Source organism: Bacillus sp. TH19, assembly GCF_016651075.1.
GTDB classification, from domain to species: Bacteria; Bacillota; Bacilli; order Bacillales; family Bacillaceae_G; genus Bacillus_A; species Bacillus_A mycoides.
In genome coordinates, this window is the sequence record NZ_JAEKEO010000007.1 from 1,139,934 (window position 1) to 1,164,479 (window position 24,546).

At 37.4% G+C, this 24,546-nt stretch carries 23 protein-coding genes and 1 other annotated feature; of the genes, 19 read left to right on the top strand and 4 right to left on the bottom strand.

Annotation, left to right across the window (positions count from 1 at the left end; all coding sequences use genetic code 11):
* Nucleotides 1–1,663 precede the first annotated feature (1,663 nt).
* On the top strand, nucleotides 1,664–2,311 hold the full coding sequence (locus tag JFU54_RS09650; RefSeq protein ID WP_002034140.1) for a YhcN/YlaJ family sporulation lipoprotein: 648 nt from the start codon (nucleotides 1,664–1,666) through the stop codon (nucleotides 2,309–2,311).
* Between the two features lie 32 nt (nucleotides 2,312–2,343).
* Here the strand turns inward: JFU54_RS09650 and JFU54_RS09655 are convergent, their stop codons facing one another.
* Nucleotides 2,344–2,778 (bottom strand): branched-chain amino acid ABC transporter substrate-binding protein, encoded by a 435-nt coding sequence (locus JFU54_RS09655; protein ID WP_201064337.1) that lies wholly within the window; start codon nucleotides 2,776–2,778, stop codon nucleotides 2,344–2,346.
* A gap of 587 nt (nucleotides 2,779–3,365) precedes the next feature.
* Between JFU54_RS09655 and JFU54_RS09660 the strand changes: the two genes are divergently transcribed.
* The gene (locus JFU54_RS09660; RefSeq protein WP_199626524.1) at nucleotides 3,366–3,881 is read left to right on the top strand and encodes a BofC C-terminal domain-containing protein; all 516 of its coding nucleotides are present in this window, start codon (nucleotides 3,366–3,368) and stop codon (nucleotides 3,879–3,881) included.
* 10 nt (nucleotides 3,882–3,891) lie between these two features.
* Here the strand turns inward: JFU54_RS09660 and JFU54_RS09665 are convergent, their stop codons facing one another.
* Complete coding sequence (locus tag JFU54_RS09665; RefSeq protein WP_002167632.1) at nucleotides 3,892–4,836, bottom strand: iron-hydroxamate ABC transporter substrate-binding protein; 945 nt, start codon at nucleotides 4,834–4,836, stop codon at nucleotides 3,892–3,894.
* 189 nt (nucleotides 4,837–5,025) lie between these two features.
* Here JFU54_RS09665 and ruvA point away from each other — a divergent pair, with 189 nt between their 5' ends.
* The 6 genes from ruvA to yajC are packed head-to-tail and all read left to right on the top strand — an operon-like array spanning nucleotide 5,026 to nucleotide 9,359.
* The gene (ruvA, locus tag JFU54_RS09670; RefSeq protein WP_002088786.1) at nucleotides 5,026–5,643 is read left to right on the top strand and encodes a Holliday junction DNA helicase RuvA; all 618 of its coding nucleotides are present in this window, start codon (nucleotides 5,026–5,028) and stop codon (nucleotides 5,641–5,643) included.
* A 5-nt stretch (nucleotides 5,644–5,648) separates the two neighbouring features.
* Nucleotides 5,649–6,650 carry a Holliday junction branch migration DNA helicase RuvB gene (gene ruvB / locus JFU54_RS09675; protein WP_000344470.1) on the top strand — a complete coding sequence of 334 codons (1,002 nt, stop codon included), beginning with the start codon at nucleotides 5,649–5,651 and terminating at the stop codon, nucleotides 6,648–6,650.
* Nucleotides 6,647–6,847, top strand: a complete 201-nt coding sequence (locus tag JFU54_RS09680; protein ID WP_000138161.1) for a DUF2905 domain-containing protein — start codon at nucleotides 6,647–6,649, stop codon at nucleotides 6,845–6,847. The genes ruvB and JFU54_RS09680 overlap by 4 nt, the downstream gene beginning before the upstream one ends.
* A 19-nt stretch (nucleotides 6,848–6,866) precedes the next feature.
* A complete protein-coding gene (queA, locus tag JFU54_RS09685) occupies nucleotides 6,867–7,919 on the top strand; it encodes a tRNA preQ1(34) S-adenosylmethionine ribosyltransferase-isomerase QueA (protein ID WP_002167633.1) in 1,053 nt (350 codons plus the stop codon).
* A gap of 12 nt (nucleotides 7,920–7,931) precedes the next feature.
* Nucleotides 7,932–9,071 carry a tRNA guanosine(34) transglycosylase Tgt gene (gene tgt, locus JFU54_RS09690; protein WP_002015319.1) on the top strand — a complete coding sequence of 380 codons (1,140 nt, stop codon included), beginning with the start codon at nucleotides 7,932–7,934 and terminating at the stop codon, nucleotides 9,069–9,071.
* Nucleotides 9,072–9,098: 27 nt separating this feature from the next.
* A complete protein-coding gene (gene yajC / locus JFU54_RS09695; protein WP_002015317.1) occupies nucleotides 9,099–9,359 on the top strand; it encodes a preprotein translocase subunit YajC in 261 nt (86 codons plus the stop codon).
* 37 nt (nucleotides 9,360–9,396) lie between these two features.
* Here the strand turns inward: yajC and JFU54_RS09700 are convergent, their stop codons facing one another.
* Nucleotides 9,397–9,780, bottom strand: coding sequence for a TIGR04086 family membrane protein (locus tag JFU54_RS09700; RefSeq protein ID WP_002015315.1), 384 nt, complete (start codon nucleotides 9,778–9,780; stop codon nucleotides 9,397–9,399).
* Nucleotides 9,781–9,883: 103 nt separating this feature from the next.
* Here JFU54_RS09700 and JFU54_RS09705 point away from each other — a divergent pair, with 103 nt between their 5' ends.
* A complete protein-coding gene (locus JFU54_RS09705) occupies nucleotides 9,884–10,540 on the top strand; it encodes a DUF421 domain-containing protein (RefSeq protein ID WP_002143230.1) in 657 nt (218 codons plus the stop codon).
* A 29-nt stretch (nucleotides 10,541–10,569) separates the two neighbouring features.
* Here JFU54_RS09705 and spoVB read toward each other — a convergent pair whose 3' ends face one another.
* Nucleotides 10,570–12,129 carry a stage V sporulation protein B gene (gene spoVB / locus JFU54_RS09710; protein WP_002015313.1) on the bottom strand — a complete coding sequence of 520 codons (1,560 nt, stop codon included), beginning with the start codon at nucleotides 12,127–12,129 and terminating at the stop codon, nucleotides 10,570–10,572.
* Between the two features lie 186 nt (nucleotides 12,130–12,315).
* On the opposite strand from spoVB, the gene JFU54_RS09715 reads away from it, so the two are divergent.
* The 10 genes from JFU54_RS09715 to hisS all read left to right on the top strand — a co-directional run bounded on the left by JFU54_RS09715 (nucleotide 12,316) and on the right by hisS (nucleotide 24,535).
* Nucleotides 12,316–12,600, top strand: a complete 285-nt coding sequence (locus JFU54_RS09715) for a post-transcriptional regulator (RefSeq protein ID WP_002143227.1) — start codon at nucleotides 12,316–12,318, stop codon at nucleotides 12,598–12,600.
* 281 nt (nucleotides 12,601–12,881) lie between these two features.
* Nucleotides 12,882–15,146, top strand: coding sequence for a protein translocase subunit SecDF (gene secDF, locus JFU54_RS09720; protein ID WP_088040184.1), 2,265 nt, complete (start codon nucleotides 12,882–12,884; stop codon nucleotides 15,144–15,146).
* A gap of 307 nt (nucleotides 15,147–15,453) precedes the next feature.
* Nucleotides 15,454–16,347: a cation diffusion facilitator family transporter gene (locus tag JFU54_RS09725; RefSeq protein WP_088034188.1), complete on the top strand. Its 894-nt coding sequence runs from the start codon at nucleotides 15,454–15,456 to the stop codon at nucleotides 16,345–16,347.
* A gap of 101 nt (nucleotides 16,348–16,448) precedes the next feature.
* Nucleotides 16,449–18,770 (top strand): single-stranded-DNA-specific exonuclease RecJ, encoded by a 2,322-nt coding sequence (gene recJ, locus JFU54_RS09730; RefSeq protein ID WP_002129228.1) that lies wholly within the window; start codon nucleotides 16,449–16,451, stop codon nucleotides 18,768–18,770.
* A 65-nt stretch (nucleotides 18,771–18,835) separates the two neighbouring features.
* Nucleotides 18,836–19,348 carry an adenine phosphoribosyltransferase gene (locus JFU54_RS09735; protein WP_002015305.1) on the top strand — a complete coding sequence of 171 codons (513 nt, stop codon included), beginning with the start codon at nucleotides 18,836–18,838 and terminating at the stop codon, nucleotides 19,346–19,348.
* 211 nt (nucleotides 19,349–19,559) lie between these two features.
* The gene (gene relA, locus JFU54_RS09740) at nucleotides 19,560–21,743 is read left to right on the top strand and encodes a GTP diphosphokinase (protein WP_002015304.1); all 2,184 of its coding nucleotides are present in this window, start codon (nucleotides 19,560–19,562) and stop codon (nucleotides 21,741–21,743) included.
* 17 nt (nucleotides 21,744–21,760) lie between these two features.
* A complete protein-coding gene (locus tag JFU54_RS09745; protein WP_002015302.1) occupies nucleotides 21,761–22,201 on the top strand; it encodes a D-tyrosyl-tRNA(Tyr) deacylase in 441 nt (146 codons plus the stop codon).
* 116 nt (nucleotides 22,202–22,317) lie between these two features.
* Nucleotides 22,318–22,650, top strand: a complete 333-nt coding sequence (locus JFU54_RS09750) for a YrdB family protein (RefSeq protein ID WP_201064338.1) — start codon at nucleotides 22,318–22,320, stop codon at nucleotides 22,648–22,650.
* An 82-nt stretch (nucleotides 22,651–22,732) separates the two neighbouring features.
* The gene (locus JFU54_RS09755) at nucleotides 22,733–22,909 is read left to right on the top strand and encodes a hypothetical protein (RefSeq protein WP_002015300.1); all 177 of its coding nucleotides are present in this window, start codon (nucleotides 22,733–22,735) and stop codon (nucleotides 22,907–22,909) included.
* A gap of 54 nt (nucleotides 22,910–22,963) precedes the next feature.
* Nucleotides 22,964–23,194 (top strand) — a binding site (T-box leader).
* Between the two features lie 69 nt (nucleotides 23,195–23,263).
* Nucleotides 23,264–24,535: a histidine--tRNA ligase gene (gene hisS, locus JFU54_RS09760; protein ID WP_012261743.1), complete on the top strand. Its 1,272-nt coding sequence runs from the start codon at nucleotides 23,264–23,266 to the stop codon at nucleotides 24,533–24,535.
* Nucleotides 24,536–24,546: the final 11 nt, after the last annotated feature.

A 24,546-nucleotide genomic window follows, 5' to 3' on the forward strand; every position in this document is an offset into this window, starting at 1 on the left:
AGCGAAAAAAGAATATAAAATTTCAGACGTAATAAAAAAGGGAAGCGAGTTAATTGCTCCTCAAATTAATAAAATGAAACCTAACAATGTCATTTCTCCGCAAACGAAAAAAGACAATATAGGAAACATAGTGTCACCGCAAGTGAAAAAAGACAATATAGGGAATATAGTGTCACCGCAAGTGAAGAAAGAAAATATAGGGAATATAGTGTCGCCGCAAGTGAAGAAAGAGAATGTAGGGAATATAGTGTCGCCGCAAGTGAAGAAAGAAAATGTAGGGAATATAGTGTCGCCGCAAGTGAAAAAAGAAAATGTAGGGAATATAGTGTCGCCGCAAGTGAAAAAAGAAAATGTAGGAAGCATAGTCTCGCCACAAGTGAAGAAAGAAAATATAGGAAGCATAGTCTCACCAAACGTATCAAAAGAAAGTGTTATTATCCCGCAAGTAATACCGCCTAATATTCAAGTGCCGAATATAATGCCAATAATGGATAACAATCAACCACCAAATATAATGCCAATAATGGATAACAATCAACCACCAAATATAATGCCAATAATGGATAACAATCAACCACCAAATATAATGCCAATAATGGATAACAATCAACCACCAAATATAATGCCAATAATGGATAACAATCAACCACCAAATATGATGCCGATAATGGATAACAACCAAATGCCAAATATGATGCCGATAATGGATAACAACCAAATGCCAAATATGATGCCGATAATGGATAACAACCAAATGCCAAATATGATGCCGATAATGGATAACAACCAAATGCCAAATATGATGCCGATAATGGATAACAACCAAATGCCAAATATGATGCCGATAATGGATAACAACCAAATGCCAAATATGATGCCGATAATGGATAACAACCAAATGCCAAATATGATGCCGATAATGGATAACAACCAAATGCCAAATATGATGCCGATAATGGATAACAACCAAATGCCAAACATGATGCCAATAATGGATAACAATCAAATGCCGAACATGATGCCGATAATGGATAACAATCAAATGCCGAACATGATGCCAATAATGGATAACAATCAAATGCCAAACATGATGCCGATAATGGATAACAATCAAATGCCGAACATGATGCCATATCAACAGCCAATGATGCCGCCATATCCGCAGTATCAGCAACAAAATCCATACAATCAAATGCCGTATCAACAAATGGCACCGCAATATACTTCTATGCCAAATCCAAATATGATGCCAATGGATAATAATATGCCACCACTCGTACAAGGGGAAGAAGATTGTGGATGCGGAGGAGAGAGTAGGTTATATAGTCCGCAACCGGGTGGACCACAATACGCCAATCCTTTATATTATCAACCAACTCAGCCAGCATATGCACCACAGCCAGGAACGATGTATTATCAGCCGGACCCACCAAACGTATTTGGAGAACCAGTTTCAGAAGAAGAGGACGAAGAGGAAGTTTAAAAAAAGGTGGGGTTATTCCCACCTTTTTTGTATTCGTGATAGTCAGGAATATGGTGAATTTACATTAAGTGCTAGAAAATTCCTAGTGAAATATTAACAGTGTAAAAACCCTCTCTGTTACTCATCATAAGGGGGAGCTTTTCGAAAGAGAAGTTCATTCTAACAGAGGGGGTTTTTGTATTGAATACGAAAGTAAAAGTTATTGCTGCTTCTTTGTTAGTTACCAGTGCATTAGCTGCATGTGGTACACCAAAAGATAATAATGCGATGGATGGACGTAACTACAATTACGAGCGTACATCTTATAATGATACACACCAGTATCGTGATAATGTAGCGCGTAACGATCGTTCTACAGATTATGTAACATATAGAAACGGTCGTAACGATACAGGATATAATAATTATTACCGTGATGTAAATTACAATGGGCAAATTGCTAATCCACATCCAACTCGTAATATTACAATGAACAATTCATACATTAACAATGATGGTAAAACTGCGGAGAAAATTACGAATCGTGTGAAACGTATGAATAACGTAGACCGAGTTTCTACAGTTGTATATGGAAACGATGTAGCGATTGCGGTAAAACCACGTAATACAGCGACGAATGAAACAGCGATGGCGAACGAAATTCGTCAAGCTGTTGTGAATGAAGTTGGAAATAGAAACGTATATGTTTCTGTAAGAAATGACATGTTTACTCGTGTCGATGCAATGAGTACGCGTTTACGTAACGGCACAGCTACAAACGATTTTAATCGTGACATAACAAATATGTTCCGAGACATTCGTTACGGTCTGACTGGTACTATGCGATAACAAATCAAAGAGGAAGGGATAGCCCTTCCTCTTTATTCATCGTCGTCTTGTAAACGTCGTTTTTTTATAAAATAACTAACGGAGTAAGACGCTAAAAAGCATATGAAGAGAATACCACCTGTTAAAATAGCTTCAAATAGAGGTCTTTCTGGACTGAAAATGATATAAATAATAGCCATGATAATTCCTACAATAAGAGAGCGTAAAATAATTTTGTAATAAGGAGTTAACTTTATTTCATTTTCGCTTTCTTCTACATCGATAGAAACGCTTAACTGTAAATAACTAAGTACAATACTTGTAAGAATAAATAATAACCACAATGGAGATTTCGTAATTTGATTCATTCCTTCTGTGAATCCGATATAGCCTAAAATTCCGATTATACCAATTGATTGAAAAAGAAAGGCAATACGTATGTTTTTTAACATTTGAAGTATGAGGCGTTCATCTTTAATTTTTTTCAAGGCATTCATCCCCTGTTTATATTTATAGTATTAATTGTAACATATATATTACATTAATCAATTTATAATTTACATAAATTTCAATTGGTTGAAAGAGGAAGAAAAATATATTTAGAAATATATTGCGCTTCTACCTTGTTAATGTTATATTAGCAAAGCGATGAGCTAATTTACGTAAGTCGAGAGATATGCTTAAGTGCTAAACACGCGAATGTGGTCGCCTGGTCTTTCGCCGTAAACGCATCAGACGCCTGCTTTGCAGGCGTCTTTCATTTTATATAAAAGTAAATGATACATGCAGATGAGGATTAACCCTTATCTGCATTTTTTGTCCCGCATTAACGGGCAGTAAGACTCCCACCTCAAAATTCGGCGAATGCGAGGGAGTTAGGTGGGAGTCTTACTGCCCGTAAAAGCCCGATTGGTTCAACTAATAATCAGTGGGGGGATGAACAAAACCCCCCACTGATTAAAGTTTCACTTTATTTTCCTTAGAAATTTAATGCTATTGTTTATATGGATAAAACCCCCATTTCCGGAAAAGCTACAAATGAAAGTATGATTTTGCCTAGAAGAGGTGAACGGAAATGAAATGGATGCTAATTGCAGTGCAAGCTTTCGTTGTGATGTTTTGCTTAGCTTATGGATCCGATGTGAGGGCAGAAATAACAGAAAAAGTACCTGAAGTTACAATTTTATTAGAGCGTATGTATGTTGATGGAGAAGTAAGCGAGGAAATACTGACAGAAAAAGTAGCGGATTTAGAAAAGTTTTTGCAGCAATATAAAGAATGGCAACTTGTTGATCGTGATGATGTGCAAATCGTATTACAAAGGAAAGTTGATGATATTTCTCCTTTACTGAAAACGAGCGGTTATTTTGGTGTTTCAGAGGAAGGGATATTGCAAATTTTTAAAGGGGTACCGAAAAGTGATAACGCGATCCATTCCTTCTTTCAAATTGATATGAAAAAGCTTGAGAGTTATGAGCGAGCAAAACTAAAGCGTGGTATTCGTATTAAGTCAAAAGAAGGATTCGTGAAGACAATCGAAAAAATGAAGCAATACGCAGTGCAACATAATAAAAAAAGCAGCTCAGGGTGAGCTGCTTTTTTTATTTATTCTTAGCTAAAATCTCTTTTGCGATTTCATCAATTAGCATATCTTTTCCGATTGGATTGAATGCTTTCGTATTGAAGGCTTCATTCGATACTTCATATACGTGATTGTTTTTTACTGCTTTATTATCTTTCCAAACCGCACTGTTTTTATAGTCTTCGTACACTTTATCAGCTTCTCCGCCGAAGTTTACAATAAACATTTGATCAGGCTGGAATGCAACAAGACCTTCTAGTGATACTTGTGCCATCGTTTGTTTTAAATCTGTACCTTTTGTTGCTGGAAGCTTTAAGTCGTTAAAGATGATGTCACCGTATCCGAAGCTACCGTATACACGGAAGTTTTGTGGTGTAACTGCAACGAACATAAAGTTCTCATCTTTTGTTTTCTCTTTAATTTTTTTAGATAAAGAGTCTGCTTTTTTATCGTAATCTGCAATCCATTTGTCTGCTTTCTTTTCTTCGTCAAATAGTTTACCTACTTCTTTAAACTTACCGCGCCAGTCTTCTAGATTTGTTTCCAGAACAACTGTCGGTGCCACTTTTTCTAGTTGATCATAAATTTTCAATTGACGATTGTTTAAAATAATTAAGTCTGGTTTTAAAGCAGTAACAGCCTCTAAATCAACTTTAGGTGCCCAATACCAGCCAACTGCTTTTACTCCGTCTAACTTTTCAGTTAAATGATTTTGGATTTTATCTTTATATGTGTTTGCTGTGCCAACAGGTTTATGTCCAAGGATTAATAATTCCTCTGTTGATCCAGATAAATCAACAATTCTCTTTGGATTAGCTGGAATTGTTGCTTCCCCTTTAGCATGTTTTACAACTTTTGTTTTCGGTTGTTCTTTTGTTTTTTCTTCTTCTTTTTGAGAAGAACAGCCAACGATAGAAAGAACAACTAGCATGATAGTAAATAAAATAAATAGCTTTTGTTTCATCCTGATGTAACCCCTTTAATTAATATTGATAATCATTATTGACTCCTGTATAGTAATGTTCTTTTTGTATTTATGTCAATAGAAAAAAACGGAAATTGTAAACGGGGAACATTTGTTGGGGCAGTCTCGCTTTTCTATTGTTAAATATGTTAAAATGGAATACATGATTTGAGAGGGAGAGATCGTATTTTGTTTGAATATGTTACAGGTTACGTGGAGTATGTAGGACCGGAATATGTCGTAATTGACCATAATGGAATTGGTTATCAAATTTTCACACCAAATCCGTATGTATTTCAAAGAAGTAAGCAAGAAATCCGTGTCTATACATATCATTATGTGAGAGAAGATATTATGGCACTTTACGGTTTTAAAACACGTGAAGAGCGTTTATTATTTACAAAATTGTTAGGTGTATCGGGGATTGGACCAAAAGGTGCTCTTGCAATTTTAGCTTCTGGTCAAACCGGACAGGTCGTTCAAGCGATTGAACATGAAGATGAGAAGTTCTTAGTGAAGTTCCCAGGCGTCGGAAAGAAAACAGCGCGCCAAATGATTTTAGATTTAAAAGGAAAACTAGCAGATGTTGTACCAGATGCGTTTGTTGATTTGTTCTCAGATACTGAAAGTTTTGATACGAAGAAAGGTTCATCAGTTGAACTTGATGAAGCACTGGAAGCACTGCGTGCACTTGGCTATGCAGAACGAGAAGTCTCTCGCGTTGTACCAGAGTTATTAAAAGAATCACTAACGACGGATCAATATATTAAAAAGGCACTTAGTCTTTTACTAAATGGTAAGAGGTGAGTATAATGGACGAACGTCTCCTTTCAGGGGAATCTGGATACGAAGATGCGGATTTAGAGTATTCATTACGGCCACAGACGCTCCGTCAGTACATTGGCCAAGATAAAGCGAAACATAATTTAGAAGTGTTTATTGAAGCGGCGAAAATGCGTGAAGAAACGTTAGATCACGTACTTTTATATGGCCCACCTGGACTTGGTAAAACGACGCTTGCGAATATTATTGCCAATGAAATGGGTGTTAACATTCGAACGACGTCAGGTCCCGCAATTGAAAGACCAGGAGATTTAGCAGCTGTATTAACAGCGCTTCAGCCAGGAGATGTATTATTTATTGATGAAATTCATCGTTTGCATAGATCTATTGAAGAAGTGCTATACCCAGCGATGGAAGACTTTTGCCTTGATATCGTTATTGGGAAAGGACCATCAGCTCGCTCTGTACGCCTAGATTTACCTCCATTTACGCTAGTTGGGGCAACGACGCGTGCAGGTGCATTATCAGCACCACTTCGTGACCGTTTCGGTGTACTTTCACGATTAGAGTACTATACAGTAGATCAGCTTTCTGCGATTGTAGAACGCACAGCAGAAGTGTTTGAAGTTGAAATAGATTCGTTAGCTGCATTAGAAATTGCAAGACGTGCCCGTGGTACACCTCGTATTGCGAATCGTCTATTACGACGTGTACGTGACTTCGCACAAGTTCGCAGTGACGGAACGATTGCGATGGAAATTACACAAATGGCGTTAGAACTATTACAAGTAGATAAATTAGGACTTGATCATATCGACCATAAATTACTGCTTGGTATTATTGAAAAGTTCCGCGGTGGTCCAGTTGGATTAGAAACTGTTTCAGCAACGATTGGGGAAGAATCTCATACGATTGAAGATGTGTATGAGCCGTATTTATTACAAATTGGCTTTTTACAAAGAACGCCAAGAGGCCGGATCGTAACACCGCTCGCATATGAGCATTTCGGAATGGAGATGCCCAAAGTATGACGGAGATGCCAAAGCTGCTTATTACAGCTGGGATTTTGCTCATTGTTGTTGGATTAGCTTGGAAGTTCATAGGAAGGCTTCCAGGCGATATTTTTGTGAAAAAAGGTAACGTTACCTTTTATTTTCCTATCATTACATGTATTGTGTTAAGTATTGCATTATCTTTCATTATGTATATAATAAATCGATTCAAATAAGAAATAGGTGGATACAGTTATGGATATTAATCTGTTTGATTTTCATTTACCAGAAGAACTCATTGCACAAATTCCGCTTGAAGAGCGTGAAACATCAAGATTGATGGTGTTAGACCGTGAAACAGGAGATATTGAGCATAAACATTTTACAGACATTCTTTCTTACTTACAAGAGGGGGATTGCTTAGTTTTAAATGAAACGAAAGTGATGCCAGCTCGCTTGCACGGTGTGAAAGAAGATACAGGTGCACACATTGAAGTGCTTCTTTTGAAACAAGAGGAAGGCGATAAGTGGGAAACGCTTATAAAGCCAGCGAAGCGTGTAAAAGAAGGAACTGTCATCTCTTTTGGTGAAGGAAAGTTAAAAGCAACTTGCATTGGAACAGCAGATCAAGGTGGGCGTCAACTTGAGTTTTCATATGACGGCATCTTTTATGAAATTTTAGACGAGCTTGGAGAAATGCCACTTCCTCCATATATTAAAGAGACGCTAGAAGATCGCGATCGTTATCAAACGGTATATGCGAAGGAAATCGGTTCTGCAGCAGCACCGACGGCTGGCCTTCACTTTACAGAAGAGTTACTTGAGAAATTGAAGCAAAAAGGCGTCGGGTTAGCATTCATTACACTCCATGTAGGACTTGGAACTTTTAGACCAGTTTCTGCAGATACTATTGAAGAGCATCATATGCACGCAGAGTATTACCATATGTCTGAAGAGACTGCGGCGTTATTAAACCGCGTGAAAGAGAATGGCGGCCGTATTATTACTGTAGGTACGACATCAACTCGTACGTTAGAAACGATTGCGACAGATAATAGTGGTAAGCTTTGCGCAGCTTCTGGCTGGACAGATATTTTTATGTACCCAGGATATGAATTTAAAGCAATTGATGGTTTAATTACAAACTTCCATTTGCCGAAATCAACATTAATTATGCTTGTAAGTGCATTTTCAAATAGAGATAATGTACTTCATGCTTATAATGAAGCAGTAAAAGAAAAATATCGTTTCTTTAGTTTCGGTGATGCGATGTTCGTTGCATCTCACGCTAAAATGAGAAACAAATAAAAGGAGTAAATTATGACAGCAATTCGTTATGAATTTATTAAAACTTGTAAACAAACGGGTGCGCGTTTAGGTCGAGTGCACACGCCACACGGCTCATTTGATACACCGACATTTATGCCAGTTGGTACACTTGCAACAGTTAAAACAATGTCACCAGAAGAATTAAAAGCAATGGATTCTGGCATTATTTTAAGCAATACGTATCATTTATGGCTACGTCCAGGCCACGAAATTATTCGTGAAGCAGGTGGCTTGCATAAGTTTATGAACTGGGATCGTGCAATCTTAACGGATTCAGGTGGATTCCAAGTATTTAGCTTAAGTGATTTCCGACGTATTGAAGAGGAAGGTGTTCATTTCCGCAATCACTTAAATGGCGATAAATTATTCTTATCTCCAGAAAAAGCGATGGAAATCCAAAATGCATTAGGTTCAGATATCATGATGGCATTTGATGAGTGTCCACCGTTCCCAGCTACTTTTGAATACATGAAAAAGTCGGTAGAGCGTACAAGCCGCTGGGCAGAGCGTTGCCTAAAGGCGCATGAACGTCCACAAGATCAAGGTTTATTCGGTATTGTACAGGGCGGGGAGTTTGAAGAACTTCGTCGTCAAAGTGCGAAAGATCTTGTTTCAATGGACTTCCCTGGCTATGCTATCGGCGGTCTATCTGTTGGTGAACCGAAGGATATTATGAATCGTGTTCTTGAGTTTACAACACCACTTCTTCCTGATGATAAACCACGTTACTTAATGGGTGTAGGTTCTCCTGACTCGTTAATTGATGGTGCGATTCGCGGTGTTGATATGTTTGACTGTGTACTTCCAACTCGTATCGCTCGAAATGGTACATGTATGACAAGTGAAGGCCGCTTAGTTGTGAAAAATGCGAAATTCGCTAGAGACTTCGGGCCGCTTGATCCGAACTGTGATTGCTACACATGTAAAAACTATTCTCGTGCGTACATTCGTCACTTAATGAAATGTGATGAAACGTTCGGAATTCGTTTAACGTCTTATCACAACCTTCATTTTCTGTTAAACTTAATGGAGCAGGTGAGACAAGCTATTCGTGAAGACCGTCTTGGCGATTTCCGCGAAGAGTTCTTTGAACAGTATGGCTTTAATAAACCGAATGCTAAAAACTTCTAATACATAATTTAAAAGGAGGAACACAAGATGAATGCAGGTATGATGAATATCGTTATGATTGTTGCGATGTTTGCGATTTTCTATTTCTTATTAATTCGCCCGCAACAAAAGCGTCAAAAAGCAGTTGCACAAATGCAAAATGAAATCAAAAAAGGTGATGCTATCGTAACAATCGGTGGTTTACACGCTACAATCGAATCAGTGGATGAAACAAAAATTGTTGTTAAATCTGGTGGTGCACACTTAACTTTCGATCGCAATGCGATTCGTGAAGTTGTGAAAAACTAATGATGAAGGCCCTGCATGAAATGTGCAGGGCCTTTTTTTAACTATTTTGTTTTGACATATTTACACCGAAAATACCTCCGAGTGTACTCGCACCCATCAATGCTAATTGGTAGAGTAACTGTGAGTTCGATAAAGTTTGAGAGAAGCCTAAATAGTTAACGAGAAAGACGAGAATAGCGAATGTAAGGCCTGTTGTGAAACCTACTAGCCATCCTTTTCCTTGTGCCTTTTTACCAGCAATAAATCCAGACATAAGCATAGATAGAAGGGCTATTATAAAAATAATAATTACTAATGTCCCTTCATTAATATTCGTAAATTTTAATAAAAGAGCCATGATCATACTTGTAATAGATGCGAGGATTAATAGGGTAATAATACCGAAGCCGATTGCGCTCGATAATTTTTTCGTTCCATCCATTATGCATTCCCCCTTTTTAATACAAGCATATTTTCATTTTGTTTAAGTTAGACTAGTTTCTTTTTTGTAGGGGAGCCTATAAGTAAAAAAAGGGGATGTAGAAATGGAATGGGTATCAATAATCGGACGAACAATGCTTTTGTATATAATCATTTTAATTATTTTTCGTCTTATGGGTAAACGTGAAATTGGAGAATTAAGTGTATTAGATTTAGTTGTATTCATTATGCTCGGTGAAATGGCTGTAGTGGCAATCGAAAATACAGATAAATCACTTTGGCATCAATTAGTTCCAATGACTTTTCTTATGTGTATACAAATCATTTTGTCGGTCATTTCTTTAAAGTTTCAGCGTTTTCGGCATTTAATAGAAGGGGAGCCTGCGATTCTTGTGAATGCAGGTAAAATTGATGAAAAAAAGATGCGGAAGCAGCGATATAACATAGATGATTTATTGATGCAACTACGTGAGCAAGGAATCGGAGATGTGCGTGATGTAGAATACGCTATTTTAGAACCATCTGGAAAGTTATCTGTCTTTCAAAAACAAAAAAGTAAAAAGAGCAAAAATGATACACCAATTTTTACACTCCCACTAATTATTGATGGAGAAATTCAATACAATCATTTGCAAATGATCGAACATACAGATGGGTGGCTCGTTGAGAAACTGAATAACTTAGGTTATAAAGATGTGAAACGGATTTTATATTGTAGTTTTCAAAATGGACAGTTTTTCGTTGATTTGAAAGAAAATTAGAGGCTTACCATTTTGAATGGCAAGCCTGCTTACTTCAAAAATGAAAGTTTCCGAATGATAGGGAGACGACTTAATTCTTCTTTTCGAATGAGTTTGAAAACGAAGAGGAGAACGATATAAACGATTGTTGTTAAAGTGATTTCCCATAATGTTTGTATGCCAAGTGAATGAGAAAAAACGATATACTTATGAAGATAAAAACCGAAGGTACCAGCAATCCCGATAGCAATTCCGCCGAAAATATAGTCTTTTGCATAAATGGTAAATGCAATTTTCTTTAAAACAGTGGCGTAGTGAAGGAATGTTACGGTTACTATATTTGCTGCGATGGCGAGGGCAACCCCCATCATTTGGAACTCTGGGCGTGAAGCGAGTACAAAGATAACGATTAATTTTACGATAGCGCCAATAAATGTGTTCATCATAGCAGCGCGTGCTAAGTTTAAAGCTTGCAACACAGATGTAAGGGGGCTTTGAAAATAATGAAATAAAAAGCAAGGTGCAAGAAGCTGGATGAAAGCGGCCGCGTTGTCTGATCCGTACATGAGAGTTAAAACTGGAGAAGCAAATACATATAATATAACGACTGACCATCCGCCGGTTATTAAGGAAATTCGAAGTGCTTGTTGTAATCGGTGTTCTACTAATTTGTGTTGTCTCTTTGCCATTGCCTCGCTAATTGATGGGACGAGTGCTGTAGAAAGAGCATATGTAATAAAGGCTGGCAGTGATAGAAGTGGGAACGCATATCCGTTTAATATACCGTATTGCTGAGTTGCGACAGAAGCAGCAACGCCGGCGATCGCTAAGCTTTGCATAACGACGATAGGTTCAAAGAAATAAGAAACGGAACCAATTAAACGGCTTCCTGTAGTTGGTAAAGCAATGTCCATAAGGGAATAAAATGTATTTTTGCTCTCCTTTACAGTAGTGAAAAATCCAGAGCGTATAGATAAATGTTTTTCGCGTTGGAATAAAGTAAGTAAAAATAATAAAGATGCAACTTCACCTAGAACAGCTGATAGCATGGCACCGGCTGCAGCATATTCTACGCCGTAAGGTAAAAATAACCGAATGCATACAGCGATAATTGTAATGCGGACAACTTGTTCTATGACTTGAGCGTAAGCGCTCGGCTTCATGTTTTGTTTCCCTTGGAAATAACCACGTAAAACGGAAGAAACTGCAATAACGGGGACGACAGGTAAAATAGCCATTAATGGATAGTAAGTTCTTTCATCTGTTAATAATGTTTTTGCTAAAATAGGTGTGAGTAGCATAATCCCAATTGTTAAAATGATACTAATAATGGATGTAACGGCTAGCGAGACAGTTAATATTTTTTTAACTCTTTGTTTATCGTTCACTGCTTCCGCTTCTGCTACAAATTTTGCGATTGCAACAGGAAGGCCAATTTGTGTTAGTGTAATTGCTAAAATGAAGGTGGGGACAGCCATCATATAAAGGCCAACGCCTTCTTCGCCTAAAATACGTGCCATTACAATGCGGTTAATAAATCCAAGGATTTTTGTAATAAAGCCAGCTATCATTAAAATAAATGCACCTTTTAAAAAGCTTTGTCTCGTCATACTCTTCTCCTACCTTCTCAAAATCAATGGAATGATTTACAATAATTTATATGCACGTATGAGACAAGAATGACAAGCATTTAAGAGAGTGAAGTATGAATGGTACTCTTGAAAGAAGTTATTACTGTCCATTAGAGCGGGATTAAAAGCGACTTTTTGTGCTGAAATAAGAAGGAGATGTTATATATGTTGGATAATGAGGCTTTGGTAGAATCATACCGCGGACAGTTACAAGTCGTTTTAGAAAGTAAAGTAGAAGAGTTTCACATGTTTGGCTATGACCGAGTGACAGATAATGATATTTGGAAGTTTCTCAAGGTGAAAAAGTGGAAAAAGATAGACAGTGATGTTAGGTTGTATGCATTAGTAAATGATGTATTAAGAGTAAGTACTAATGAATATATGAATTATTTAACTGTTGAAGCATATCAGGCGCCACTTTGGTCGTTTGATGAATATGAAAATAAATAACCGACTGTAATTGGTTTGTTCTTCCTTTTGCAGTATAATGATAGGTATTGATAAAGAGGAATTAATTATGTCTAAGATTATATATAAAGGAGGTAGTGAAGAGAAAAAATAAATAATGGAAGTGTAGGTATTGTGAAAAGCTTACCGACACAGCTAGTGATGAACTAGCGGAAATACATGTATTTTATAGAAAGTAAGTCTACTAACTAGGCGTATGCACACGTACGAAAATGAATCGTAAGAGATTTATTGAAAGTGTTAGTAGCAGAAAGAGGGTACATATGGCAAAGCGTGGTACAAGAATTGCCGCCTTTTTCCTCATCGTTTTATTAATTGGTGGAGTAATTGGTGCGGCAGGAAAAGACATAGCAAAAGGAATTAGTCTAGGACTAGACCTTCGCGGTGGTTTTGAAATTCTGTATGAAGTAAAACCAGCCAAAAAAGGTGATAAAATCGATCGTGATGCACTTGTAAGTACAGTAGGTGCCCTTGAAAATCGTGTCAATGTTCTTGGTGTAAGTGAGCCGAACATTCAAATCGAAGGGGAAGATCGAATTCGTGTACAGCTTGCTGGTGTACAAGATCAGCAAAAAGCACGTGAAATGTTATCAACACAAGCGAAACTAACATTCCGTGATGTGGATGATAACCTGCTTATGGACGGAGCGGATTTAAAAGGCGGCGGAGCGAAGCAAACATTTGATGAGCAAGGCCGTGCGAGCGTAGGTCTTACACTAAAAAGCGCTGAAAAATTCCGTGAAGTAACTGAAAAGATTTCAAAAATGCCACCACCAACGAATTTAATGGTAATTTGGCTTGATTTTGAAGAAGGAAAAGATTCATATAAAGCAGAATCAGCAAAACCGAATCCGAAGTTTTTATCAGCAGCAACAGTAAGCCAAGTATTTAACCAAGCTGAAGTATCTATCGTAGGTGGAAACTTTACAGTTGAAAGTGCGAAAGAACTTTCATCTTTATTAAATGCAGGTGCACTTCCTGTTGATTTAAAAGAAATGTATTCAACATCTGTTGGAGCGAAATTTGGTCAACAAGCATTAGAGCAAACGATTTTCGCTAGTGCGATTGGTATTGCTATTATCTTCTTATTCATGCTTGTATTCTACCGTTTACCAGGACTTGTAGCGGTTATTATGTTAGGTTTATACATTTTCGTTACATTACTTGTCTTTAACTGGATGCATGCAGTTCTTACGTTACCGGGTATTGCGGCATTAGTGCTCGGGGTTGGTATCGCAGTTGATGCGAATATCATTACGTACGAGAGATTGAAGGAAGAGCTTAAAATTGGTAAGTCGATGATGTCAGCATTCCGTGCTGGTAACCATCGTTCATTATCGACAATTTTAGATGCGAACATTACAACAATTGCAGCAGCTGGTGTATTATTCGCTTACGGTAATAGCTCTGTAAAAGGATTCGCAACAAGTTTAATCGTAAGTATTTTAGTTGGTTTCATTACGAACGTATTCGGTACTCGTTTCTTACTAGGTTTACTTGTAAAGAGCCGTTACTTTGATAAGAAACTATCTTACTTTGGTGTTAAGGAAAAGGATATTATTCCATTAACAAAAGGTGCAGTACATCCACCGACGAGATTTGATCGTATTAATTTCGTAAATATCGGTCATAAATTTTTCTTATTCTCAATTGTAGTTGTAATTGCTGGGGCAATTATATTACCGATTTTCAAAATGAATCTTGGTATTGATTTTGCAAGTGGTACACGTATTGACTTGCAATCAAAACAAGCAACTACTGTTTCTAATATTCATAAAGATTTGAAAGAATTGAACATCGATGTGAAGGAAGAAGATATTGTACCGACCGGAGATGACAATAAAGGTTTCGCTGTTCGTACGTTAGGCGTTTTATCGAAAGATGAAATTGCGAAAACAAAAACATTCTTTAACGATAAATACGGTACAGAGCCAAACGTAAGTACAGTTTCGCCGACAATCGGTAAAGAGATTGCACGAAATGCATTCATCGCGGTTCTGATAGCTTCATTGGTTATCATCTTATACGTAAGTATTCGTTTCCGCTTCACATATGCATTATCTGCGGTAATCGCATTATTACATGATGCATTCGTTATGATTGTTATGTTTAGTCTTTTCCAGATAGAGGTAGACTTAACGTTTATCGCTGCGATATTAACGATTATTGGTTACTCTATCAATGACTCAATCGTTACGTTTGATAGAAACCGTGAGTTATACAAACAGAAAAAACGAGTTCGCGACATAAAAGACCTAGAAGAAATCGTAAACTCAAGTATTCGTCAAACAATTGGTCGTTCAATTAATACAGTGTTAACAGTGTTATTCCCAGTAATCGCACTACTTATTTTCGGTAGTGAATCACTGCGTAACTTCTCACTTGCATTATTAATTGGATTAGTTGTAGGTACGTACTCTTCTATTTTCGTGGCTTCTCAAATTTGGTTAATGCTTGAAAACCGTCGTTTGAAAAGGGGAAAAAACAAGAAGAAGGTTGAGAAAGAAGAACCTGAACCGCAAGTATAAAAAAGATGATGTCTCATTATGAGGCATCTCTTTTTTCGTTTGTGGATACAATAAGATAGCAACTTTTGAAAGAATGAAATGGAATAAAGTGGTGATGTTATCGCTGATTTTGTTAAAATAAAGTGAAACTTTAATAAGTGGGGGTTTTGTTCATCCCCACTTATTATTAGCCCTCACCAATCGGGCTTTTACGGGCAGTTGATCTCCCACCTAACTTCCTTGTATTTGCCGGATTTTGAGGTGGGGGGCTTACTGCCCGCAAATAGCGGGATAAAAAGATAGGTTAAGAAAAGAAGGGATTTCAATTATGGAAAAAGATGAACGTTTTAAACAGGCCGAGTTTGGTGCTATTGTCGGAATCGTTGGTAATATTATATTAGCGATTGTAAAAGCGGTAATTGGTTATATTGGAAACAGTAAGGCACTTTTAGCGGATGCAGTGCATTCTGGATCAGATGTAATTGGCTCGTTAGCTGTACTTTTTGGATTACGAGCGGCAAAGCAACCGCCTGATGAAGATCATCCGTATGGTCATGGTAAAGCGGAATCGATTTCAGCGATTATTGTTGCGGTATTATTATTTATTGTTGGAATAGAGATAGCGATTTCGTCTATAAAAGCTTTTTCACAAGATTTGGAACCACCAAAAGGAATTACGATTTTTGCAGTTATTCTTTCGATTGTAGTGAAAGAAGGGATGTTTCAGTATAAATATCGATTAGGGAAGAGGATAAATAGTGCTGCAATTATTGCAAATGCATATGAACATCGTTCGGATGTGTTTTCTTCAATTGCAGCTTTAATCGGCATTTGTGCAGCTATTATCGGCGGTAAGTTAGGTATAGATTGGCTTGTATATGCCGATCCAATTGCGGGATTATTTGTTTCAATTCTCGTTGCTAAGATGGCGTGGAGTATTGGAGCAGAAGCTATTCATGCAACGCTCGATCATGTTCTGCATGAAGAAGATGTTTTTCCGCTTAGGGAGGCAGTTTTTCAAGTGGAAGGTGTGAAAAAAATTGGCTCTTTATATGCAAGAGAACATGGCCACTATGTTATTGTCGATATTAAAGTATCTGTAGATCCATATATCACTGTAGAAGAAGGTCACCGCATCGGAAAACATGTAAAAGAAAAACTTATGAAACAAGATAACGTACAAAACGTTTTTGTACATATTAATCCGTATTCCCCAAATTAAACATAACGGATATTTAATTATATAGATATCGAATCGTAGTTTGCATTATATTGTCACCCCTTAATCTGTCTTGTATAATGGATAGGTTAAGGGGTGATTTCGTGTTACAACCGAAGACGCGTTGGAAAGAAAAAGAATATAATGAGGAACTAGTGAGTGAATTAGCAAATAAATTGCAACTATCACCTCTTGTGACTTCATTATTTCTTGGCAGAGGCTTAAATACAGAAGATAAGATTGTAGACTTTTTAAATACAGCAGATCAAGAATTTCATGATCCATTTTTACTTGAAGGAATGGATCGGACTGTAGAACGTGTGAAAAAAGCTATTGAAAATGGAGAACAAATATTAATATTTGGCGATTACGATGCGGACGGAGTAAGTAGTACGACTGTGTTATATCTTGCTCTCAAAGAATTAGGTGCAGAAGTAGAATTTTATATTCCAAATCGTTTTACTGAAGGCTATGGGCCAAATGAAGAAGCGTTTCGTTGGGCGCACAGTGCAGGGTTCTCACTAATTATTACTGTCGATACTGGTATCGCAGCGGTACATGAAGCGAAGGTAGCGAAGGAACTTGGAATAGATCTTATTATTACAGATCATCATGAGCCACCACCAGAATTACCAGAGGCACTTGCGATTATTCACCCGAAATTAGAAGGCGGTGTTTATCCGTTTCATTATTTAGCGGGTGTTGGTGTTGCATTTAAAGTTGCACATGCACTTTTGGGTCGTGTGCCAGAGCATTTGTTGGAAATTGCAGTAATCGGTACGGTAGCCGATTTAGTATCGCTTCACGGTGAAAATAGATTATTAGTACAGCGTGGACTGAAGCATATGCGAATGACTCGAAATATCGGTTTAAAGGCGTTATTTAAAGTCGCTAACGTTTCGCAAAGCGAAATTACAGAAGAAAGCATCGGGTTCGCACTCGCACCTCGTATTAATGCAGTTGGTCGTTTGGAAGATGCAACACCTGCTGTACATCTTTTATTATCAGAAGATCCAGAGGAAGCGAAAGAGCTAGCTGAAGAAATTGATGAGCTGAACAAACTTCGAAAAGATATTGTAAAGCAAATTACTGAAGAAGCTATCGCTGAAGTCGAAAATAATTTCCCGCCAGAAGAAAATAAAGTGTTAGTCCTTGCAAAAGAAGGTTGGAATCCAGGGGTAATTGGAATTGTCGCTTCTAAGTTAGTTGAACGTTTTTATCGTCCGACGATTGTATTAAGCATTGATCCTCATAAAGAAACAGCAAAGGGATCGGCTCGTAGTATTGCAGGATTTGATTTGTTTGCAAACCTTTCAGATTGCCGTGAATTGTTACCGCATTTCGGAGGTCATCCGATGGCAGCGGGAATGACACTTAATATGAATGATGTGGATGAATTAAGACGCAGGTTAAATGAGCAAGCAGATGTAATTTTAACAGCAGAAGATTTTATTCCGATTACAGCAGTGGATGCATTTTGTAAAGTAGAAGATGTAACGCTTGCCGCGATTGAGGATATGCAAAAGTTAGCGCCATTTGGCGTAGGAAATCCGAAACCGCGTATTGCGGTGAAAGATGCCGACTTAGAAAGTATCCGTGCAATTGGATCTGATGGTTCGCATTTAAAAATGGCTCTTCGTGATGGACAAGCAACACTGGACACGATTGGATTTGGATTTGGTACTTATGCGAAAGAAATCTCTCCAGTTGCGAAGGTTTCTGTAGTAGGAGAAGTGTCCATTAATGAATGGAATAACTTTAAAAAGCCGCAATTAATGGTGCAAGATATTGCTGTAGAGGCATGGCAATTATTTGACTGGCGTAGTATGCGTAATGTAGAAGCAAATTTAGCAGAACTTCCGAAAGAAAAAATAACAATGGTGTATTTTTCTGAAGAGGTATTGAATAAATTTTCTTTAGAAGGCTATAAAGAGCATATCGTGCATGCATCAGAGGTAGCTCATTTTGATGATCAATACATTGTGCTACTTGATTTGCCGAAAGGAGCAGATGAATTAGGTGATGTATTTAAGGCTGGATTCCCAGCTCGAATTTACACGCTATTTTATCAAGAGAATAATCATTTATTTAGTACGGTCCCAACGAGGGAGCATTTTAAATGGTACTATTCTTTCTTAAGCCAAAAAACACCATTTTCTTTAAGGCAATATGGGGAACAACTGTGTCGTCATAAAGGTTGGTCAAAAGATACAGTAAATTTCATGACACAGGTGTTTTTTGAGTTAGAATTTGTTACAATAAAAGACGGTGTCATTTTTATGGCAGATAAAAAACAAAAGCGTGATTTAATTGAATCGAACACATATCGTGAGAAAATGAACCACTTACAATTAGAGAAAGAATTGGTTTATAGCACATATCAGCAACTATATACATGGTTTGAAACGATTCGTGATCATAAATAAGTAGAACAGTTAGGGTAAAGGATTTGTATTTACAAACCTTTTATATCTGAGGAGGATTCAGAAATATGGATTTCAAGCAACATATCGCAATTGTACCAGATTATCCGAAAGAAGGTATTGTGTTTAAAGACATTACACCTTTAATGAACGACGGAAAAGCATATAAAGCAGCAACAGATGCAATCGTTGAGTATGCAAATAAAAGAGACATTGATGTTGTAGTAGGACCAGAAGCGCGTGGTTTTATTATTGGTTGCCCAGTTTCTTATGCATTAGAAGTAGGTTTCGCACCAGTTCGTAAATTAGGAAAATTACCACGTGAAGTAATTACAGTTGACTACGGTAAAGAATATGGAACGGATGTTTTAACAATCCATAAAGATGCAATTAAGCCCGGCCAACGTGTATTAATTACAGATGACTTATTAGCTACAGGTGGAACAATCGAAGCGACAATTAAACTAGTTGAAGAACTTGGTGGAGTTGTAGCAGGAATTGCATTTTTAGTAGAGCTTACTTACTTAGATGGTCGTAAAATGTTAGATGGTTACGATGTATTAGTATTAGAAAAATACTAATCATTATATAGGTGAAACTACGGTGATAAAAAAGTACCCGTGAATCTCTTGGAGAGGAGCGGGTACTTTTGTATAATTGCACAAAAAAACATGGTGAAATGTCAGTAAAATCTTTTCCTTTTCACAATTCACAATCATTGGGTTATAATGATAGAATATAATTTATTCTATTCAATAAAGATAAAGTCAATTTTCAATAAAAGGTGATTCGATGGCAAATGAGCAAGTACTAACAGCTGAACAGGTACTCGAGAAAGCAAGTCAATATTTAGCGGATGGAGATATTGAGCTAGTGGCACGTGCCTATGAATATGCGCGTGATGCACATAGCGAACAATATAGAAAATCGGGTGAACCATATATTATTCACCCAATTCAAGTTGCAGGTATTTTAGTTGATTTACACATGGATCCGGCTACAGTATCGGCAGGTTTCTTACATGATGTAGTGGAAGATACAGAAATTACATTAGAAGACATTGAACGGGAATTTAATAAAGAAATCGCTATGCTTGTCGATGGTGTTACAAAGCTTGGAAAGATTAAATACAAATCCCATGAGCAGCAACAAGCAGAAAACCATCGCAAAATGTTTATTGCAATGGCTCAAGATATTCGAGTTATTTTAATTAAACTAGCTGATCGTCTTCATAACATGCGTACATTGAAACATTTGCCTCAAGAGAAGCAGCGTCGCATTGCAAATGAAACGTTAGAAATCTTTGCACCTTTAGCACATAGACTCGGAATTAGCACTATTAAATGGGAGTTAGAGGATACGTCACTTCGCTATTTAAACCCGCAGCAATATTATCGTATTGTGAATTTAATGAAGCGTAAACGTGCAGAGCGTGAAGAATATTTAGATGAAGTAATGACTGGCATTCGCGAGAAATTAAAAGAGGTTTCAATTCAACCTGAGATTTCTGGAAGACCAAAACATATTTACAGTATTTATCGTAAAATGGCATTGCAAAATAAACAATTCAATGAAATTTACGATTTACTAGCTGTACGTGTCGTTGTGAATAGTATTAAAGATTGCTATGCGGTGCTTGGGATTATTCATACGTGCTGGAAACCAATGCCAGGTCGTTTTAAAGATTATATTGCAATGCCGAAAGCAAATTTATATCAATCTCTTCATACGACTGTAATTGGACCAAAAGGTGATCCGCTAGAAGTGCAAATTCGTACGAAAGAAATGCATGAGATTGCAGAATTCGGAATCGCGGCACATTGGGCGTATAAAGAAGGTAAAGCAGCAGAAACAACGGGTACATTAGAGAAGAAACTAACTTGGTTCCGTCAAATATTAGAATGGCAAAATGAAGCTTCTAATGCAGAAGAATTTATGGAGTCATTAAAAATTGATTTATTCTCTGACATGGTATTCGTCTTTACACCAAAAGGCGATGTAATGGAATTACCACTTGGCTCTGTTCCAATTGATTTTTCGTATCGTGTCCATTCGGAAATTGGAAACAAGACAATTGGTGCAAAAGTAAATGGGAAAATGGTGACGCTTGATTATAAGTTGAAAACTGGTGACATCATTGAAATTTTAACATCGAAACATTCGTATGGTCCAAGTCAAGATTGGGTAAAGCTTGCTCAAACATCTCATGCGAAAAATAAAATACGTCAATTCTTTAAGAAACAACGTAGAGATGAAAATATTGAAAAAGGCCGTGAACTTGTTGAAAAAGAAGTGCGTGGCTTAGAGTATGAGATGAAAGAAGTATTAGCGCTTGATAATTTAAAACGTGTCGCTGAGAAGTTTAACTTTGCAAATGAAGAAGATATGTTTGCAGCAGTTGGATATAACGGAATTACAGCAGCGCAAATTGTTACGCGACTAACGGACAAGTTCCGTAAACAACGTGAAGAAGAAGACATCGTTGAAGTTAAAGAAGTTCGTAAACCGATGAAAATTCGAAAATGGGATTCTGGTGTAAAGGTAAGTGGTGCAGATAATTTGTTAATTCGTTTATCAAAATGCTGTAACCCAGTTCCAGGCGATGATATCGTTGGGTATATTACGAAAGGTCGAGGCGTATCAATTCACCGTTGCGATTGCGTCAATGTGCATACAGAAGAAGCGGTGGAGCGTTTGCTAGAAGTAGATTGGGAAGGTAGTCCTGAAAAAGAAATTGAGTACAATGTTGATATTGAAATTTCAGGCTATGATCGTCGTGGTCTATTGAATGAAGTATTACAAGCTGTTACAGAAACGAAGACGTATATCTCAGCTGTTTCTGGTAGAAGTGATCGTAATAAGATGGCAACGATTAACATGTCGATTTCTATTCGAAACTTACAACACTTGAAAAAAGTAGTAGAGCGCATTAAACGTGTTCCAGAAATTTATGCCGTACGACGCATGATGCATTAATAGGGAGTGTAGAAAAGATGAGAGTTGTTTTACAACGATCAAAGGAAGCGTCTGTCACAGTAGATGGCGAGATTGTAGGACAAATTCCATTCGGTTTAACATTACTAGTTGGCATTACGCATGAAGATACAGAAAAAGATGCAACTTATATCGCAGAAAAAATTGCAAACCTACGTATTTTTGAAGATGAGAGCGGAAAGATGAACCACTCTGTACTTGATATGAAGGGACAAGTTCTATCTATTTCGCAATTTACATTATACGGAGATTGCCGCAAGGGAAGACGTCCAAACTTTATGGATGCTGCGAAACCTGATTATGCAGAACATTTATATGATTTCTTTAATGAAGAAGTTCGTAAACAAGGACTGCATGTGGAGACAGGACAGTTCGGAGCAATGATGGACGTTTCTTTAATCAATGATGGTCCGGTGACCTTAATTGTAGAAAGTAAATAGTGTTGCCGGGGAAGAGAGGATTATAGGTCCTCTCTTTTTTCATACATTGTGGTATGTTTTGTTTAGTTACAATAGGATTTAATTTGAAGAGGAATAAAAGGAAAAGAAGGTGTAGCATGCTTCAAGAATTCAATATAGCTTTACGTTTTATGCTGGAGTTATGCATTCTTGGGATTGTTGGATACTGGGGGTTCCGAATAGGAGAAATACCTGTTGTAAAAATTACACTGGCTACTAGTCTTCCGATTGTTGTTGCTGTCATATGGGGGTTATTTGGAGCTCCATACGCAGAGTGGGAAGTGCGTGGTATATTGCATGTATTGTTAGAAATTATCGTGTTTGGAGTAGGTGTTACAGCGTTGTATCATTTGAAGCACCCTTTACTTGCGAGTGGATTGGCTACCGTTATTATTGTTAATCGCATTCTTATGTTTATTTGGAATCAATAACTGTTTCGGCTATGTATAACTATCTCATCAATATGGAACAATAAAAAGTAAAACAACCATATTGAATGTGAGGGATATACGTATGCGTATGAATGAAAAAGGGCATTCTGTTACAAATGGTGCAAATCAACTGTTTAACGTAAATTTACATGATTTTATTTCAAAAGAACAAAACAATACTTCAATGGAGCTTGCTTCTGAGTTTGGAATTTCACTACAAGATGTAAAGCGCCTAAAGAAGCAAATTGAGCGCTCTTAGAGCACTTGACAATCCTACTCAACAAACGTATAGTAATTTTATATTTACATATGAATATAGCCGTTGATAGAGGAGAGTAAATGAGATACACATGGAAAGAGAAGAAATGTCCTAGGCTGAAAACATTTCTACATGATGACTGATTGAATGACACTCTGTAGGTTTCAACTTGAAAGGCTTATACGCTTAGTAGAGATGAACGCAAATTTAAGCGTTATTAAAAAAGTGGAAGCATACGTGCTTCAATTAGGGTGGCACCACGGGTATAATACTCTCGTCCCTACTGTTCAAACAGTAGAGGCGGGAGTTTTTTTATTTTTATTAAGATTAAAACAATTTGAGGAGGAACTGAATATGTCTATTCAAATCCCACGCGGAACGCAAGATATTCTTCCAGGTAGTGTTGAGTTATGGCAGTATATCGAAGGGCAAGCGCGCGACATTTGCCGTCGTTACAATTATAAAGAAATTCGTACACCAATTTTTGAGCACACAGAGCTATTTTTACGTGGTGTTGGTGATACGACAGATATCGTACAAAAAGAAATGTATTCATTCCAAGACCGTGGAGAGCGTAGTTTAACATTACGTCCAGAAGGTACTGCACCTGTTGTACGTTCTTACGTTGAAAACAAAATGTTCGGTGATGCAACACAACCAACAAAATTATACTATATTGGCCAAATGTTCCGTTATGAAAGACCACAAGCAGGTCGCTATCGTCAATTCGTACAATTCGGTATTGAAGCAATTGGTAGTAACGATCCAGCAATTGATGCAGAAGTAATTGCACTTGCTGTAGAGTTTTACCGCGGTATGGGCTTGAAAAATATTAAAGTTGTATTAAATAGCTTAGGTGATGCAGCGAGTCGTCAAGCGCACCGTGATGCGTTAATTGCTCACTTTGAGCCGCGCATCGGAGAATTCTGTTCTGATTGCCAATCTCGCTTAGAAAAAAATCCTCTTCGTATTTTAGACTGTAAGAAGGACCGTAATCATGAATTAATGAGCACGGCACCATCTATTACAGAATACTTAAACGAAGATTCAGCAGTATACTACGACAAAGTACAAGAACTACTAACGATGATGGATGTTCCATTTGAGAAAGATCCGAATTTAGTACGTGGTTTAGACTACTACCAACACACTGTTTTTGAAATTATGAGTGAGGCAGAAGGTTTCGGTGCTATCACAACATTAAGTGGCGGTGGCCGTTATAACGGACTTGTACAAGAAATCGGTGGACCGGAAATGCCAGGTATCGGTTTTGCGATGAGTATTGAGCGTTTAATTATGGCGCTGAAGGCTGAAAATATTGAGTTACCAATTGAACATAGTATTGATTGTTACGTTGTAGCACTTGGTGAAAAAGCGAAAGACCGTGCTGCAAAAGTTGCGTTCGATCTTCGTAAAGCTGGATTATCAGTTGAAAAAGATTATTTAGATCGCAAAATGAAAGCACAATTTAAATCTGCAGATCGTTTAAATGCGAAATACGTAGCTGTATTAGGGGAAGATGAGCTAGATAAAGGCATCATTAACTTAAAAGATATGGCAACAGGCGGACAAGAAGAAGTAGCGTTAGATGTATTTGCTTCATATGTAGCAGAGAAATTAATATAGGGGGAACTTAA